General features: G+C 71.6%; 11 protein-coding genes. 6 read left to right on the top strand and 5 right to left on the bottom strand.

Annotation, left to right across the window (positions count from 1 at the left end; genetic code table 11):
- The first annotated feature begins 30 nt into the window (after positions 1-30).
- Positions 31-1410, top strand: coding sequence for an O-antigen ligase (locus BIU98_RS03370; protein WP_071271458.1), 1380 nt, complete (start codon positions 31-33; stop codon positions 1408-1410).
- 27 nt (positions 1411-1437) lie between these two features.
- On the opposite strand, the gene BIU98_RS03375 is transcribed toward BIU98_RS03370, so the two are convergent.
- A complete protein-coding gene (locus BIU98_RS03375; protein ID WP_071271461.1) occupies positions 1438-2814 on the bottom strand; it encodes a hypothetical protein in 1377 nt (458 codons plus the stop codon).
- Between the two features lie 94 nt (positions 2815-2908).
- On the opposite strand from BIU98_RS03375, the gene BIU98_RS03380 reads away from it, so the two are divergent.
- Together BIU98_RS03380 and BIU98_RS03385 are read left to right on the top strand one after the other, a co-directional pair.
- On the top strand, positions 2909-4210 hold the full coding sequence (locus BIU98_RS03380; RefSeq protein ID WP_139200540.1) for an O-antigen ligase: 1302 nt from the start codon (positions 2909-2911) through the stop codon (positions 4208-4210).
- A complete protein-coding gene (locus tag BIU98_RS03385) occupies positions 4203-5543 on the top strand; it encodes a hypothetical protein (RefSeq protein ID WP_071271464.1) in 1341 nt (446 codons plus the stop codon). The genes BIU98_RS03380 and BIU98_RS03385 overlap by 8 nt, the downstream gene beginning before the upstream one ends.
- A 477-nt stretch (positions 5544-6020) precedes the next feature.
- Here the strand turns inward: BIU98_RS03385 and BIU98_RS03390 are convergent, their stop codons facing one another.
- From BIU98_RS03390 to BIU98_RS03405, 4 genes are all read right to left on the bottom strand, one after another.
- A complete protein-coding gene (locus BIU98_RS03390) occupies positions 6021-6794 on the bottom strand; it encodes a polyprenol monophosphomannose synthase (RefSeq protein WP_071271467.1) in 774 nt (257 codons plus the stop codon).
- Between the two features lie 33 nt (positions 6795-6827).
- Entirely contained in the window at positions 6828-8204 is a 1377-nt protein-coding gene (locus BIU98_RS03395; protein ID WP_071271470.1) for a hypothetical protein, read from the bottom strand.
- A 166-nt stretch (positions 8205-8370) separates the two neighbouring features.
- Positions 8371-10461 carry a hypothetical protein gene (locus BIU98_RS03400; RefSeq protein WP_071271473.1) on the bottom strand — a complete coding sequence of 697 codons (2091 nt, stop codon included), beginning with the start codon at positions 10459-10461 and terminating at the stop codon, positions 8371-8373.
- Between the two features lie 233 nt (positions 10462-10694).
- Positions 10695-11729: a glycosyltransferase family 2 protein gene (locus BIU98_RS03405; RefSeq protein ID WP_071271476.1), complete on the bottom strand. Its 1035-nt coding sequence runs from the start codon at positions 11727-11729 to the stop codon at positions 10695-10697.
- 98 nt (positions 11730-11827) lie between these two features.
- Between BIU98_RS03405 and BIU98_RS03410 the strand changes: the two genes are divergently transcribed.
- The 3 genes from BIU98_RS03410 (at position 11828) to BIU98_RS03420 (ending at position 16608) form a co-directional block, all read left to right on the top strand.
- Entirely contained in the window at positions 11828-14395 is a 2568-nt protein-coding gene (locus BIU98_RS03410) for a glycosyltransferase (protein ID WP_083392930.1), read from the top strand.
- A 70-nt stretch (positions 14396-14465) separates the two neighbouring features.
- Positions 14466-15362: an ABC transporter permease gene (locus BIU98_RS03415; protein ID WP_254787780.1), complete on the top strand. Its 897-nt coding sequence runs from the start codon at positions 14466-14468 to the stop codon at positions 15360-15362.
- A 4-nt stretch (positions 15363-15366) separates the two neighbouring features.
- On the top strand, positions 15367-16608 hold the full coding sequence (locus BIU98_RS03420; protein ID WP_071271482.1) for an ABC transporter ATP-binding protein: 1242 nt from the start codon (positions 15367-15369) through the stop codon (positions 16606-16608).
- Position 16609 lies beyond the last annotated feature (1 nt).

Consider the following 16609-nt stretch of genomic DNA (forward strand, 5'->3'; position numbering starts at 1 on the left):
GCTGCCGTCCCCGGGCGTTAGCCTGTCCTCGTGACGAACACCTGGCCCCTGGCGCGCGGCTCCGTTCCCGAGCGCGAGGTCTTCGCCTTCGCCACCGCCGTGCTCTTCACGCTGTTCGCCGGGGACGCCCTCCCGAACATGCTCACCTGGTACGGCGCCGCGGTCGTCTGGGCGCTCGAGGGCGCCTGGGGCGTCGCGATCGTCGTCCGGGCCCGACCGACCATCCGCCGGACGCCGCGGTCCCTCTGGTTCTTCCTGGCCTGGTGCCTGGTGTCGGTCGTCTGGTCGCACTGGCGCTTCGCCACGATCGCGAGCCTCGTCGCGCAGGTCCTCTGCGCCCTCGTGGCGTTCGCGATCGCCTCCGGCCTGACCTGGCGCCGGGTGCTCGACGCGATCAGCCTGGCGTTCCGGTGGGTCCTCGGCCTGTCCCTGGTGTTCGAGGCGGTCGTGGCGATCGTCGTGCGGCACCCCATCGCGCCGATCTGGACCCACTACGGCGACCGGAAGATCCCCGACGCCTTCTACTTCTCCCGCGCCGAGCTGTTCACCGGTGGCCGCATCCAGGGGCTGCCCGGCAACGCCAACCTGCTCGCCATGGTCGCGCTGCTGGCCGCCATCGCCGTGGCCCTGCAGCTCGCCGAGGGCCGGCTGCGCCGGAACCAGGCGATCGGCTGGCTCGTCGTCGCTGCCGTCGTGTTCGTGCTGACCCGCTCCTCGACCGTCGTGGTCGCCGCCGTGGTCGTCGCCCTCGTGCTCCTGGCTGCCCTGGTCATCCGGCGCGTGCCGACCGAACGCCGGACGCCGAGGTACCTCGCGATCGCGGGAGTAGCCATCGTCGTCGTGGTCGTCGGCGTCCTGTCGCGCGGCGTCGTGGCGGGGGTCCTCGGCAAGAGCCCCGACTTCACCGGTCGCGGCGAGATCTGGACGGCCGTCCTCGGGCAGGTCCACGAACACCCCGTCCTCGGTCTCGGCTGGATCGGCTACTGGTGGCCGAGCATCCACGAGCTGGCCGACCTCGCGCCGCGCAACGGCGTGACGTACCTGCAGGCGCACGACGCCTACCTCGACGTGTGGATGCAGACCGGCATCGTCGGGCTGGTCCTGTTCGCGGTGTACGTGCTGACCACGCTGAACCGCTCGTGGTCCTGCGCCACGAGGATCGGCTACGACGCCAGCCTGCAGCCGCGCCGCTTCGACCCGGTCACGCTCCTGCCGCTGCTCGTCGTCGCCGCGCTCCTGGTGCAGTCGGTCGCGGAGTCGCGGCTGCTCTACCAGGGCAACTGGGTGCTGTTCGCGCTCATCGCGATCAAGTCGCGCATCGTGCTGGCGGGCGAGGAACCCGTCTCGGTCGGCGACGGGCCCCGCACGCCCCTGGCCAAGCGCGAGTTCCGCGGGTCCGCCACCCGCTGACCGCTCCGCTCCGTCCCGCGGTCGGGATCAGCCGTCGCGGAGCACGAGGGTGCACGGCACGCGGGCGCTCCACGGCGCCGTCCGCACGAGCACGGTCCGCCGGTCGGGGTCCGCACGGCAGGCCGCCCTGGCGTCGCGGAACTGCGGCTGCCACTCGGGCCCGCCGTCCCGCGTCGTCGGACCGGGTGCAGCGGCACCGACCCACGCCGTGACCACCAGGGCGACCACGAGCCAACCGGTCCCGGCGCGCACGGCGCGGGCCGGGCCTCCCGTCCGGTCGAGCCGCACCGGGTCGGACGGCTGCCGGGCTGCACGACGGCCGGGGTCCACCAGCGTCGCCGCCGCGACGACCACCGCACTCGTCAGGAGCAGGCCGGCAGCCGCGGCGTAGCGGGACGGCGTCGCCCCGGTCAGCACCGCGGGGTCGGCGCTGGACCACGCGGCGTCGGCCGAGGCGTTGGCCACCATCGCGGCACCCCAGACGACGGCGGACCCGACCGGCAGCGCGACCAGGAGCACGCGGCCGCGCCAGCGGGCGCAGATCGTCGCGACCACCAGCACGGCGAGCAGCAGGACCGTCGGCACCACCAGGACGACCCACCCGTCCGCGACGACCGCACGCCCGACGGCACCGACGTCCGCGGACCAGATGCCGCCGACGACGGTGAACAGGTACCCCGCCACGACGTCCACGAGGCTCGGGTCCCCCGGGGTCGACGTGCGTTCGGTCGTCAGCGCGGTGACGACCTGGGCGGCGCCCCCGGCGAGCGCCGCGAGCGTCACGGGGAGCGCGAGGAGCCGCACCCGCCCGGCCTGCCGGAGCGGCAGCCACGCGACCACGAGCAGCGGCAGGAACAGGACGGCCTGGATCTCCGTGCAGGTGACCAGGACCGCGGCGACGGCGGCGAGCGCGGCGCCCCACCGGGTCCTGGCGCGGTACGCGAAGAGCCACGGGGACAGCACGAGGGCGAAGGTGTGCAGGTTGGCGGCGTTCCCGGTGACCTCCCACGGCGCACTCGGCAGCAGGACCGGGACGGCGGCGAGCACCAGGCGGAGCGGCCACGGGCGGACGACGTCGCGGGCGAGCACGAACAGCGCGGCGCAGACCACGCCGACCAGGGCGCAGCAGACCAGGGAGACGGTCAGGGCGTAGCGGTCGATCGGCAGCGCGAACGCGGCGTCGACCACGAGGCGGGGCACGAGGTGCAGGTACCCGGCGTAGGGGTGGAACAGGCTGCCGAGGGGGCCGAGCGCCAGGTGCTCGCGGAAGAACAGCCCGGTGTCCTCGGCCCAGCCGGTGCCACGGCTGACGGGTCCCAGACGGACCCAGGCCGTCGCCGTCGCGGCCAGGGCGATCACGACCACGCCGAGGACGGTGCGGAGCCTCGTCGTCGTCCGTGTCATCGCGGATCGACGATATCGGAGACATCGCGCTCCGCGATGTCGACGCACCGGCACCGCGGGGCGGGCGACCGGCCGCGTGGTCCAAGATGGTCGGGTGACGGACGGCAGGGTGACCAGGCGCGCGCTCGCGCGGCGGTACCTGTCCGCCTGGATCGGGTTCTCGGCCGGTGGGCGGTTCAGCCAGGCGCTCGCGACCGTGATGCTGCTCTTCGCGTTCGGCGAGCCGACCGTTCGGGCGCTCGTCGGCTCGGCCGGCACCTGGGCAGTCCTGGTGACCCTCGTCGTCCTGGGCGGTCTCAGCCTGCTCGGGCAGCGCTACCGCATCGAGTGGCACGGCGTGCTGCCGCTCTCCCTGCTCGCCTTCGTCGGGTACTGCGCGCTCAGCGTGCTGTGGAGCGAGTACTCGTGGGTCGCGCTACGCGGCTTCGTGGCGACGGTCGGCTTCATCGGGCTCGGGCTGTACCTGGCGCTCGGCCGTGACCTCGTGCAGGTGATCCGCGCCGCCGGGGACGCCTTCCGCATCCTGCTCGTCGTGGCCCTCGGGCTCGAGGTCCTGTCCGGGCTGGTGCTCGACGTCCCCATCCCCGGCTTCGGCATCCGCGGGGACATCGCGTACGGCGGTCCCATCCAGGGCATCGGCGGCACGCGCAACTTCATGGGGTTCGTCGCCGCGGTCGCCCTGGTGACCTTCGTCGTGGAGTTCCTCACCCGGTCGGTGACGATGTGGCGGGCGATCGGGTCGACGGCGCTGGCCGTCATCGCGCTCATGCTCGTGCAGTCCCCCATCACCGGACTCGCGATGATCGCCCTCGCCGTCACCGCCCTGGCGCTGTGGGCGCTCCGGCACGCCCAACCGCGGACCCGGCCGGTGGTGAACGGCGTGCTCGGGGTCTTCGTCGTGGTGGTCGGTGTCGTGGCGGTGCTCGCCCGGCACCGGATCCTCTCGGAGATCGGCGCTGCCGGCGGGAGTGCGTCGCGGCTGTCGCTCTGGTCGCAGCTGCGGGGGCTCATCGAGCAGTACCCGATCCAGGGCTGGGGGTGGGTCGGCACCTGGCCCGTCGAGCAGCTGGTGCCGTTCGACGTCGTCCTGGCACCCGACGGCCTGCCGTACCCCTCGGCGCTCAACGCGTTCGTCGACGCCTGGTTGCAGATCGGGCTCGCCGGCATGCTCATCCTGCTCGGCGCCGCGGTGCTCGCGTTCGCGCGGGCGTGGCTGACGGCGACCACGTTCCCCGGGGTGGCCTACGTGTGGCCGGCCGCGGTGCTCGTGCTGCTCGCGGTGACGAGCACCGCAGAGAGCTACCTGCTCCACGGTGCCGGGCTCATGGTCTTCACCGCCGTGCTCGTGATCGCGGCTCGACGACGCTCCTGGCGACGGCGGCTCCCCCGTGGCTGAGACACGACCGGGCCTGGTCGAACGGGTCGTCCTGTGCCTGGTCGCGGTGCTGCTGACCGGGTTCGACCTGCTCGTGAAGCTGCCGTGCACCGTCCCCGCCCCGATGGGCACCACGCGCGCCGAGCTCATCGGTCGGACCGGCTGCTGGTCCGACGTCGCCGCGCTGTGGAACGCCCGCGACCTCGGCGCGCACGTGCTCCCCTACCTCAACGGGACGTACACCAGCGACCCGCCCGACCTGCAGGGCGGCGCGGTGGAGTACCCGACGCTCGGCGGTCTCTGGATCTGGCTCACCGCGCTGCCGGTCGACTCGGCACGGGCCTACCTCGTCCTGACCGCCGTGGTCGCTGCGGTCCTCGCCGTCGTCGTCACGCTCCTGCTCGTGCGGCTGGCCGGCCGGCGCGCGTGGCTGTTCGCCGCGACCCCGCCGCTGGCGCTCTACGCCGTCTACAACTGGGACCTGCTGCCGGTCCTCTGCACCGTGCTCGGCGTCCTCGCGATGACGAGCCCGCGGTTGGCCGACCGACCCGTGGTGCGCCTGGTGCTCGCCGGTCTGGCGTTCGGCACGGGCGCCGCGTTCAAGCTCTACCCGCTGATGTTCGTCGCACCGGTCGTGCTCGCCGCGCTCCTGGACCGCCCCCGGCCGCTGCGCACCCGCGTCGGCCACGCGGCCGCGGCGCTCGGGGCCGGCGTGCTGGTCCCCGTGCTCGCGAACGTGCCCCTGGCGCTGGCGAACCCGGCGGGGTGGCTCGCGCCGATCCGGTTCCAGGCCGAGCGGGCCACCGGGGCGTCCACGCTGTCCGTCTGGTACTGGGGGCTGCTGCCATGGTCGTCGAGCGGGGACGCGGGCTTCCAGCACCGGATGACGGAGCTCTCGACCGCCGCGACCGCCCTCGCCGTTGTCGGGGTCCTCGTCGCCACCGTCGTCATCGCGCTCCGCCGTGGGACGACGCCGTGGCTGCAGTCCTCGGCGGCGCTGCTGGCGGCGTACATCGTGTGCAACAAGGTCGACTCGCTGCAGTACGTGCTGTGGCTGCTGCCGTTCTTCGTGCTGCTCCGCGTCGGCGGCTGGTGGGTCACGAGCTACCTGGTCGTCGACCTCGCCGCGAACGTCGGCTGGTTCCGGACGCAGTACTACGGCGCGATCGGCCAGACGGCCACGACGTGGGCGGACCAGGCGCTCGCGGTCGGCATCTGGGGCCGGGCAGCCCTGCTCGTCGCGCTCGTGGTGGTGTTCCTGCGCAGTGACAGTGCGGTGCGGGGGCCCGCGTCCGCGCCTGCGCCTGCCCCCGCCCCCGCCTCTGCCCCTGGCCCCGCCCCCGCCCCCGCGTAGCGCAGGTCGTCCCGCGCGTAGCAGGTCGTTTCGCACGTAGCAGGTCGTTCCTTCCGACCCTCGACGCGCGATCTCGCTTCCCATCGCAGCCGTTGTGGGTAGATCCGCTCCCTCGCCGAGACCAGGGCGGGGACCGCCGGACTGGAGGCTCGTCACCGGACCGGCAGCGAGCCTCCCGTCCGGCGGCGGGTCACGACGGAACGCGACCCGTCGGCCCGCCACGCGACCAGCGCTGAAGTCGCACGCCGTGTCGGGTCACCGGGCGACGAGGCGACACGAAGTGCGACCTCAGCGACGCCGAGCGGCCACGACACACCGCATTGGCATCGCCGAGCGGCCACACGACGTCGTTCGCGACGCACTCGAGCGACGGGACGCGACCGCTCGGCGGACCTGAGCGGGGTGTCGCGACCGCTCGCGAGCGACGCGACACGACCACGGACCGCTCGGCGGACCTGCGCGGGGTGTCGCGACCGGTCAGCCGCGCTTCGGGGCGGTCGAGCGGCGCCGACCGAACCGGCGCTGCAATCCCCACTGGGTCGTGCGCAGCATCGCCTCGACGACGATCGCCTGGCTCATCTTCGACACCCCGTGGATGCGGTCGCGGAAGCGGATGGGCACCTCGACGATGCGACCGCCGAGGTCGTGCACGCGGAGGGTCATGTCGACCTGGAAGCAGTAGCCCTTCGAGTCGACGGCGTCGAGCTCCATCTTCGCGATCGCGTCGGCGCGGTACACCCGGAAGCCCGCCGTGATGTCGTGCACGTCGAGCCCGAGCATGATCCGCGCGTACCCGTTGCCGCCGCGGCTGAGCAGCTCGCGGTGCTTGGGCCAGTCGACGACGGAGCCACCCTCGATCCAGCGCGACCCGATCGCGAGCATGACGTTCGCCGCGGGCTCGGCGTCGGCGACGGCCGCGATGAGCGCCGGCAGCCGGTCGGCGGGGTGGGAGCCGTCCGCGTCCATCTCCACGAGCAGGTCGTAGCCGCGCTCCAGCCCCCAGCGGAACCCGGCGACGTACGCCGTCCCCAGGCCGAGCTTGCCGGAGCGGCGCATCAGGTGCACGCGGTCGTCGGTGGCCGCGAGCTCGTCGACGAGGTCACCGGTGCCGTCGGGGCTGCCGTCGTCGACCACGAGCAGGTGCGCGGCGGGGACGGTGCTGAGGACGCGCCCCGCGATGTCGTGGATGTTCTCGGCCTCGTTGTACGTCGGCACGATGACGAGGACGGTGGGCTGGGAGGGTTCGCTCATGGTGGTTCTCTCGGTGTCCGGTGGTCACCGCGCTCAGCGCGCGGCACCCCCGTCGATCAGGGCACAGGGCACGGTGACGGCCCACTGCGGGCCCGGGGCGATCTCGATGGTCGCGTTGCCGTCGGGCGCCGCGGCACACGTGGCATCGGTCTGGGAGGACTCGACCTGCTGCTCCCAGAACGGGCCGCCCTGCCGGTTCGCCTTGTCCATCGAGAAGTTCAGCGCGAAGAGCGCGACCACGACGACCGCGGTGACGAGGCCGACCACGCGGAGGGCGAGGCGACGACGGGCGAGGAACACATCGGCGACGACGACGATCCCCGCGAGGACGTACATGGAGCCGGCAGCGCTGTAGCGGAAGGTCCAGATACCCCGCCACTGGTCGTCGTCGAAGTGCGCGAAGGCGAGCATCTCGTTCGGGTTGAGCAGGACGGCGCCGAACCAGACGGCGGCGGATCCCCAGATCATGGCGGCGAGCGTCCAGCGCTGCGACCCGAGCCCGGCCCAGAAGCCGGCGGCGACGAGCAGCAGGACGACCACGAACGGCAGCACGACGACCACGACGCCGTGCTCGGCGATCAGGCGGCCGATGGTGGGCATGCTCCACGTGAACGTCCCGCCGAACGGCTGCACGATGTACCCGAGCACCATGTCGAGCACGGAGTTGTGCGGCACCGAGGCGGGGGCGCGGGGGTGCATCAGCGTCGTGACGACCTGCGCCGCGCCGCCGATGAACGCGCCGGCGATGACCGGCCAGCGGTGCCGGTTCCTGATGCCGAGGAAGAACAGGGGGAAGAACGCGACGACCTGGATCTCGGTCAGTCCACACAGCAGCGCGACGATGCCGAGCACGATGCCCTTCGTCCACGACCGCACCGGGGTCAGCAGCATGAACGGCATCAGGAACATCAGGAACCAGTGCAGGTTCGCCGCGTTCGCCTGGATCTCCATCGGCCCGAGCGGCAGGAGCGTCGGGACGAAGGCGAGGAGCACCCGCGCAACGACGGACCGGAGGACGCCCTCGGTCAGGACGTACACGCCCGCGCCCACCGCGGCGGTCACCAGCACGCAGAGGATCGAGACCGTGACGGCGAAGCGGTCCACGGACGCGACGTGCGACGCGACCGCGACCAGCAGACGCGGGACCACGTGGAGGTACCCCGCGTAGTCGTGGAAGAGGGCGCCGAGCACGCCGAGGTCGTACTGCTCCTCGAGGAAGACCTTGCCGTCCTCCGCCCAGACCGTGTTCCGGACCTGCCGGGTCAGGCGCAGCCAGCCGGCCGCGGCGATGACGACCCAGAGGACGACGGGGACGACGACGGCGAGCGCGCGGCGACGGCGGACGGATCCGGCACGGTCGGGGCTCGCGAGGGCTGCCGTGCCCTGGTCGGGCGGACTGGTCTCGAGCACCGGACGATCCTCTCACAGGGGTGCGTCCCTGACGCCGAGTGCCACACCGGACAGGCAGGCACAGACAGACGGACAGGCACAGGCAGGCAGTCCCAGACAGGCAGGACGACGCCAGCGCCCGGTGGCGACGGACCACCGAGCGCTGGCGTCGATCGCTGCCGTCCCGCTACTTCGGGGTCGTGACCGTGGTGCAGCCGAGCGTCGCGTTCGGCCCGTCCTGCGAGTCGATGGCGTAGGCGCACACCTTGTGCGACCCGGCCTTCGCGGGCAGCTTCAACGAGTACCCGTGCAGGTCACCGGCCCCGGCGTGCGCCGAGCCGACGTCCACCCGTGCGCGGGTGGCGGTGACGCGCTTGCCGACGCTGTCGACGTACACGTCGACGGGGATCGACACGGCCGGGGTGTCCTGGTCGAGGGCCCAGCCGCTCACCTGGACGCCGCCCGAGACGCCCTTGACGGCGTCGAGGCTGCCGATCGGCCTGGCGTTCGTGACGGCGACGGTCTTGCAGCCGACGGAGACGTCACCGGTGCCGGCACCGACGTTCCGCGCCGTGACGCAGACCTCGTGCTTGCCGATCGACGCCTTCCACGTGCCGGAGAAGCCGTGCGATGCGCCCCATGCCGGGTAGGTCGTGGCGACGCTCTGTCGGGCGCGGTCTGCCATGATGCCGTGCCGCTGGCCGTCGATGCTGACCCAGACGGCGATCGGGTCGAGCCGGTCACCGTCGATGGCCCAGCCCTGCACGCGGATGGAGCTCGACGTCGTCGCGATGGCGGTGATCGCGCCGACCGGGTTCGACCCGGCGACCGTCAGCCGCTTGCAGCTGCCGACCTGCTTGTCGGACCCTGCCTTGACGTTGACGCCCCGGACACAGATCTGGTGGGACCCGGCGGTCGCCGCGAAGGTGGTGGCGTAGCCGTGGGCCGCCCCCGACTTCGGGTAGGCCGCGGCCACGTCGGAGCGCGCCTGGTTCGCCGCGACCCGCGTGACGTACTTGCCGTCGACGTAGACACGAACCCCGATCGAGGACGCCGTCTCCGGGTCGATCGCCCAACCACGGACGCTGAGCGTGCCGCCCTGGTTCGCGGTCGCGGAGTCGAGGGTGCCGAACGGCGAGCCGTCGGCGATCGTCACGGTCTTGCAGCCGAGGTCGGCGCTGGTCTTGCCGTTGGCCGACTTCGCCACGACGCAGACCTGCTGGGTGCCCGAGTGCGCCGAGATCGTCCGGCTGAACCCGTGCTTGGACCCGAGCCCGTACGCGGAGCCGACGTCCGCCCGCGTGGCGTTCGCCGCGATCGAGGTGGAGGCACCGGCGACCGTGACGACGACGCGCGTGCTCGCGGTCGTGGTGGTGTCGAGTGCCCAGCCGGACACCGTGATCGCGTTGTACGTGGCGGTGACCGCGTCGAGGTTGCCCTTCGCGGTGGTCGTCGCACCGGTGGTCGACCCGAACCAGTCGGTGTAGAGCCGCCAGAAGTTCCGGTTGCCGTAGGCGGAGCAGGAGTCCCCCGTGCCGTAGAGGTTGCTCAGCGCCGCCGTGTTGGGGGTGTACGGCGTGTAGTAGTACAGCGCGGCCGTGGCCTTGTTCTGCACGGGGACGGACTTGGTGCCGCAGCTGACCGGGACGTTGTACTGGATCGCCCGGTTGCCGCCCGGGTTGAACCAGGTGAAGTAGTTGCTGGTGCCAGCCGGGTTGCCGTAGCGCTTCCACTGCCAGGCCGACCAGTAGATCTGGTTGCCGACGCCCGCGTACGCGGGGTCGCAGTGCCCGCCGACGTTGTCGGGGCAGGCGTAGCCCATCGCACGCTCGAGCCGAGCGGCCGAGGGGTTCCTGGCGACACCGCCGTTGATCAGCGTCTGCTCCTTTTGGAGCGTGACCATGATCACCTTCGGACTGATCCCGCAGGCCGTGGCGACGCGGGTGATGATCACCGCGGCCGACAGGGACGTGCCACCGCTCAGGGCGGAGCACATCGGGTCGCTGCCCCGGGAGTTCATGCTGAAGCGTCCGACGTTCAGGCACGAGCTCGACGCGCACGCGCCGATCTGGGTGTCCAGGAACGCCTGCACGGCGGTGGCGCTCATGGCGTTGCCGTCGTAGAAGTTCGCGTCGGAGATGATGTTGCCGGCGTTGAACGTGGACCCGCTGAGCGCGCTGGCGCTCGGCTGGTCGGCGGACGGTGCGGTGATCTGCAATCCGACCAGCACGCTCGCGACGGCGAGCACGCTCGCGGCGATGGCGAGGACCTTCTTCACGTCGGGGGGCCTTTCCGGGGGCGGCGACGGGGTGTGGGAAACCGGTGCACGAGCGTGGTTGCACGGCCGACCCCTGGTTCGCGGCCGCGACACACGTGTCTCAGCAGACTACCTCCGTCACAGTGGTTACACAGCCCCCAGACGCACCCCCGAACGGGAGGCCCGGCCCGGGTCCGGCACGGACGCTGCGGACCGCCGGTGGCCGCCTCCAGGGCCGCGACCTGAGACGGCGCTCAGGCGGCGGTCGTCGCGGTGGCCTCGACGTGTCGACGCACCGCGCTGCCGTGACCGTCGCCGCGACGGAGGCGACGGGCGCGGCGGAGGACGGAAGGGGCCTCCAGGACGAGTCGCCGCCACGCTGCCGGCGTGAGCTGCGCGGCACCGGGACGGAGCAGGTCGCGCACCAGGCGCACGGCGGTGCGCGCCGCCACGCGGGCGAGCATCCGGCCGGAGCCGTTGCGGGCGGTGACGGCGAGCCGGTTCCGCATGCTCTGGAAGCGGACGAGCGGTGCGTCGCTGCCGGAGCTGGCGGCGTGCCGGTGCACGACCACGGCGTCCGGTGCCGCGCCGATCGTGTAGCCGGCGAGCCGGAGCCGCCACGCGACGTCGAGGTCCTCGTAGTACATGAAGAGGGACTCGTCGAAGCCGCCGACCTCGGCCAGCGCGTCCCGACGCAGGAACGCCGCACCGCCGGAGAAGCCGAACAGCGGTGCGTGCTCCGGGGCCGCGTCGATCGGGCGCAGCCAGTCGCGGTCGTGCCCGTTGCCGTTGCGGTCGAGGACGACGCCGGTCCCGTTCACCAGCGTCTGCCCGCCGGTCTCGGTGCGGCGCCAGCGTCGGCCGTCGACGGCGACCAGGTCGTCGTCCGCGCGCGCGGCGCCCTCGGGGACCGGGGCGAACCCGCCCTCGAGCACGGCGGTCGCGGCGACCGCGGCCGTCCGCGGGCCGCCGGCGGCGAGCGCGGCGAGTCCGCGGTCCAGGAACCCGTGGTCGGCGACGGCGTCGTTGTTGAGGAGCACGAGCACCTCGCCGGAGGCCGCGCGGATCCCCCGGGCGACACCGCCCGCGAAGCCCGAGTTCGTCGGCTCGGGGACCACGACGATGCCGGGGTGGTCGGCGCGGTAGGAGGCGATGGTGGCGTCGTCGGCCTCGTTCACGACGAGGACCACCTCGGTCTCGGCGTCGACGCGCTGCGACAGCACGGACTCGATCGCCCGGCGGGTGAGGGCGGGCTGGTGCCAGTCGATGATGATCACGGAGGCGTCCACCCCGCCAGTGTCCCAGGCCCCGCGACCACCAGGACGCGTCGGTATAGTGAGGCCCGCCTTCCGGGGCGTCATCGCCAGCCGACGTATGGAGTTCGTCCGTGTCAACCTTCGCGCCTCGCGTGTCCGTCGTCGTCATCAACTTCCGCGGGACCGACGACACCCTCGAGTGCATCGCGCGGCTCAGCGAGGTCGACTGGCCGGCGGACCGCCTGGAGATCGTCGTCGTCGAGAACGGCTCCGGCGACGACAGCGAGGCCCGGCTCCGCGCGGCGCTCGGTGCTCAGGCGAACGTGAAGATCATCGTCTCCCCCGAGAACCTCGGCTTCACCGGCGGCAGCAACCTCGGTGCACGCGAGGCCAGCGGTGACGTCGTGGCGTTCCTCAACAACGACGCCAAGCCCGACGTGGCCTGGGTGCGGGAGGGCATCGCCGGGTTCGCCCCGAGCCCCCGCGTCGCCGCCGTGGCGAGCAAGGTCCTGGACTGGGAGGGCAAGACGATCGACTTCGTCGAGTCGGGCCTCAGCTGGTTCGGGATGGGCTACAAGAACCACATCGCCGAGCTCGACGACGGCCGGTTCGACGAGCCGCGCGACCTGCTCTTCGGCACCGGTTCGGCGCTCTTCGTCCGGCGCGACGTCTTCCTCGAGGTCGGCGGGTTCGATGAGGGCCTGTTCATGTTCTACGACGACGTGGACCTCGGCTGGCGCCTCAACCTGCTCGGCTACCGCGTCCGGTTCGCCCCGCGCTCGGTCGTGTTCCACAAGCACCACGGCTCGATGAAGTCGTTCGGCGACCACCGCGAGATGTACCTGCTCGAGCGGAACGCCCTGCACCTGCTCTACAAGAACCTCTCCGACGAGAACCTCGGCGTGTTCCTGCCGGCTGCCCTCGCCCTGCTCGCCCGCCGCGCGGTGGCGAAGAGCGGTCGCGACTCGTCCGAGTTCGACATCCGCCACTTCACCGGCGCCCCGGACGAGTTCGACCCGACGACGCCGATGTCGAAGGAGACCGTCGCGGGGCTCTACGCGCTCGACCAGTTCGTCACCGACCTCCCCCGGCTCTCCGAGGACCGCCGCCGCATCCAGGGGCAGCGCGTCAAGACGGACAAGGAGGTCTTCCGCCTGTTCGGGGACGCCTTCAAGCCGCTCTTCGAGGACGGCTACTTCCTCGAGGGCTACCAGGCGATCATCCAGGCCTTCGACGTCGAGCAGCCGATGCACCGCAACCGCGTGCTCGTCATCACCGGCGACGCCCTCGGCGAGAAGATGGCCGGCCCGGGGATGCGCGCGTGGAAGATCGCCGAGTCGCTCAGCGAGCACAACGACGTCCGCCTGGTGACCTGGAACGTGGCGAACCGCAAGTCGGACCGCTTCGAGGTCATCCGGGTCCCGCTGCAGCACGAGCGGGCGATGAAGGACCACGAGGAGTGGGCCGACGTCATCTTCTTCCAGGGCTACGCGCTCCACCACTTCACGACGCTGCAGCGCTCGAACAAGATCATGGTCGTCGACCTGTACGACCCGATGCACCTCGAGCAGCTCGAGCAGGCCCGCGACAACGGCGACGTCGGCTGGCGCAACCAGGTCACCTCCACCACCGAGGTGATCAACGCCCAGCTCGAGCGCGGCGACTTCTTCCTCTGCGCCTCCGAGCGGCAGCGGCTGTTCTGGCTCGGGCAGCTCGCGGCGGTCGGTCGCGTGAACCCGGACAACTACCTCGCCGACGACAACCTGAACAAGCTCATCGCGATCGCCCCGTTCGGCATGGACTCCACGCCGCCCGAGCACACGCGCAAGGCCATCCGCGGCGTCACGCCCGGCATCGGCGAGGACGACAAGGTCGTCATCTGGGGCGGCGGCATCTACAACTGGTTCGACACCCCGTCGCTGGTGCGCGCCATCGCGAAGGTCGCCGAGACGCACGACGACATCCGCCTGTTCTTCCTCGGGGTGGCACACCCGAACCCCGACGTCCCGGAGATGGCGATCGTCGCCGAGACCCGGCGCATCAGCGCGGAGCTGGGCCTGACCGGCAAGCACGTGTTCTTCAACGAGCAGTGGGTCGCGCTCGACGACCGCCAGAACTACCTGCTCGAGGCCGACGCCGGCGTGTCAACGCACTTCGCGCACATCGAGACCACGTTCTCGTTCCGCACGCGCATCCTCGACTACATGTGGGCGAACCTGCCCATCGTGACGACCGACGGCGACAGCTTCGGTGACCTCGTCGCCGCCGAGGGCATGGGCGTCGCCGTCCACGAGCGCGACGTGGACGCCCTCGCCGCCGCACTCGAGTCGATGCTGTACGACCCCGAGGCCGCCCAGGCCGCGCGGGACGCCGTCAGCCGCGTCCGCCAGGACTTCACCTGGGAGCGTGCCCTGGCCCCGCTCGTCGAGTTCTGCAAGGACCCGACCGTCGCCGCCGACCGCGCCCACGAGGCCGCGGTGCCCGCCGGGTCCGTCGCCGCCGGTGGCCGTCCGCGCGTGGCCCTCAGCCCGGCCCGCCAGCGGGAGATGCAGTTCCACCAGATCGCGAACAGCCGCCACGGGCTGTCCCGCGACGTCCGCCTGGCCACCTGGTACCTCCGCGAGCACGGCATGACCGGGCTCCGGGACAAGGTGCAGAACCGCGTGCGCATCATGCGCGAGAGCAAGAACGGGCGCTGACGTCCGGCGGTGGCCCCCGGTCACCGAGGTACAGTGACCCGTCTCCCGCGTCGAAACTGAAGGATCCCCTTTGAGCAACATCGTCACCGAGCGGTTCGACCGCCTCCGGCAGGAACGGATGGTCCCCGCGGGCCGTCCCGCCACGGCAGTCCTCGGGTCGATCCGCGAGATCTTCGCGCATCGACAGCTGCTCGACCTGCTGATCCGCCGCGACCTGAAGTCGCGGTACAAGGACAGCGCACTCGGCTTCGCGTGGACGCTCATCCGACCGCTCGTGCAGCTGGCGATCTACTACTACGTCCTCGGCGAGATCCTGCAGGCGTCGCGCAACATCCCGGAGTTCGCCATCTACGTGTTCTCCGGACTGACCCTGTACGGGCTGTTCAGTGAGATCGTCGCATCGGGCACGGCGTCCATCGTGTCCAACGGCGGCCTGATCAAGAAGGTCTACCTGCCGCGGGAGATCTACCCCCTGGCCAGCGTGGGTGCGGCGCTGTTCAACTTCGGCGTGCAGCTCATCGTGCTGCTCGCCGCGGCGATCCTGCAGAGCGGCTTCGCCTGGGTCCGCCTGGACCTGCTCTACTTCATCCCCGCCACGCTCGTCGTCCTGATCTGGGCGACCGCACTCGCGCTCCTGCTCGCCGCGGCGAACGTGTACCTGCGGGACATGCAGTACCTCGTGGAGGTCCTGGTGCTCCTGCTCATGTGGGGCTCGCCGATCGTCTACAGCTGGCAGATGGTCGCCTCCCGCGCCCCCGAGTGGCTGCTCGCCCTCTACACGTCGAACCCGATCACCCTCGCCGTCCTCGGCATCCACCGTGCCTTCTGGACCGCCGGCCCGGACGCCGAGTACCCGGGACACCTGCTGCTCCGACTCGTCATCGCCGCGCTCGTCGGCCTGGTCGCACTCCTCGTGTGCCAGCGCGTGTTCGCCAAGCTGCAGGGCAACTTCGCCCAGGAGATCTGACCCGATGAGCATCGACAACAGCCTCACGCAGGAGACCCGTTCCCCGTTCTCCGACGCCCCCGCCGTCGTGACGGTGAGGAACGTCTCGAAGCGCTTCACGATCCGTAAGGACAACTCGCTCAAGGAGCGCATCGTCACGCTCGGCCGTGCCGGACGCCGGCACAGCGAGGACTTCTGGGCGCTGAAGGACATCAGCCTCGACATCCCGGCCGGCACCACGATCGGCCTGCTCGGTCCGAACGGTTCCGGCAAGTCGACGTTGCTGAAGACCATCGGCGGCATCCTCGAGCCGACGTCCGGGAGCGTCGAACGCCGTGGCCGCCTGGCCGCGCTCATCGAGCTCGGTGCCGGCTTCCACCCCGACCTGACCGGCCGCGAGAACGTCTACCTGAACGCGGCGATCCTCGGCCAGTCGCAGGAGGAGACCGAGGCCCGGTTCGCCGACATCCTGCAGTTCTCCGGCATCGGCGACTTCATCGACACGCAGGTGAAGTTCTACTCGTCGGGCATGTACGTCCGACTGGCCTTCGCCGTCGCGATCAACACCGACCCGGACGTCCTGCTCGTCGACGAGGTCCTGGCCGTCGGTGACGAGCAGTTCCAGAAGAAGTGCCTCGACAAGATCCGCGAGTTCCAGGCGCAGGGCCGCACGATCATCCTCGTCAGCCACTCGCTCGGTCAGGTGCAGGAACTCTGCGACTCCGCCGTGGTGCTGCACCACGGCGAGGTGATGTTCCAGGGGTCCGCCCGCCTCGCGGTGAAGAACTTCCGCGAGATCCTCGAGGGCCGTCGTGTCGCCGAGGCCGAGGCATCGCACCCCGAAGAGGACGCCAACCCCGGCAAGGTCGAGCACGTCGAACTGGAGATCCCGGGCCGCGCCCCGGGCGAGGACCACCGCCCCGGTGACGACCTCGTCGTGCGCGCGACTTTCTCGCACACGACCCCGCTGCCCGAGTGGCGCGCCGGCATCAAGATCGAGAACCAGTTCGGCCACCCCGCGTTCGGCGTGGACAGCCGGCAGCTCGAGACGAAGCACGACCCGCTGAACGGCACGGCGACCGTCGAGTGGCGGCTGACGGACGTGCGACTCGGCGGTGGCGCGTACTTCGTGCACGTGTTCCTGGCGAAGGCCACCGGCGAGCACATCGTCATCCAGCGTGAGGCCGCCCGCTTCACCGTGGTCGACGAGGACCGCCAGTCCGGCATCGCCTGGACGCGGAGCACCGAGCGCCAGGTCAAGGGCTGAC

The sequence above is a fragment of the Curtobacterium sp. MMLR14_010 genome (assembly GCF_001865015.1).
GTDB lineage: Bacteria > Actinomycetota > Actinomycetes > Actinomycetales > Microbacteriaceae > Curtobacterium.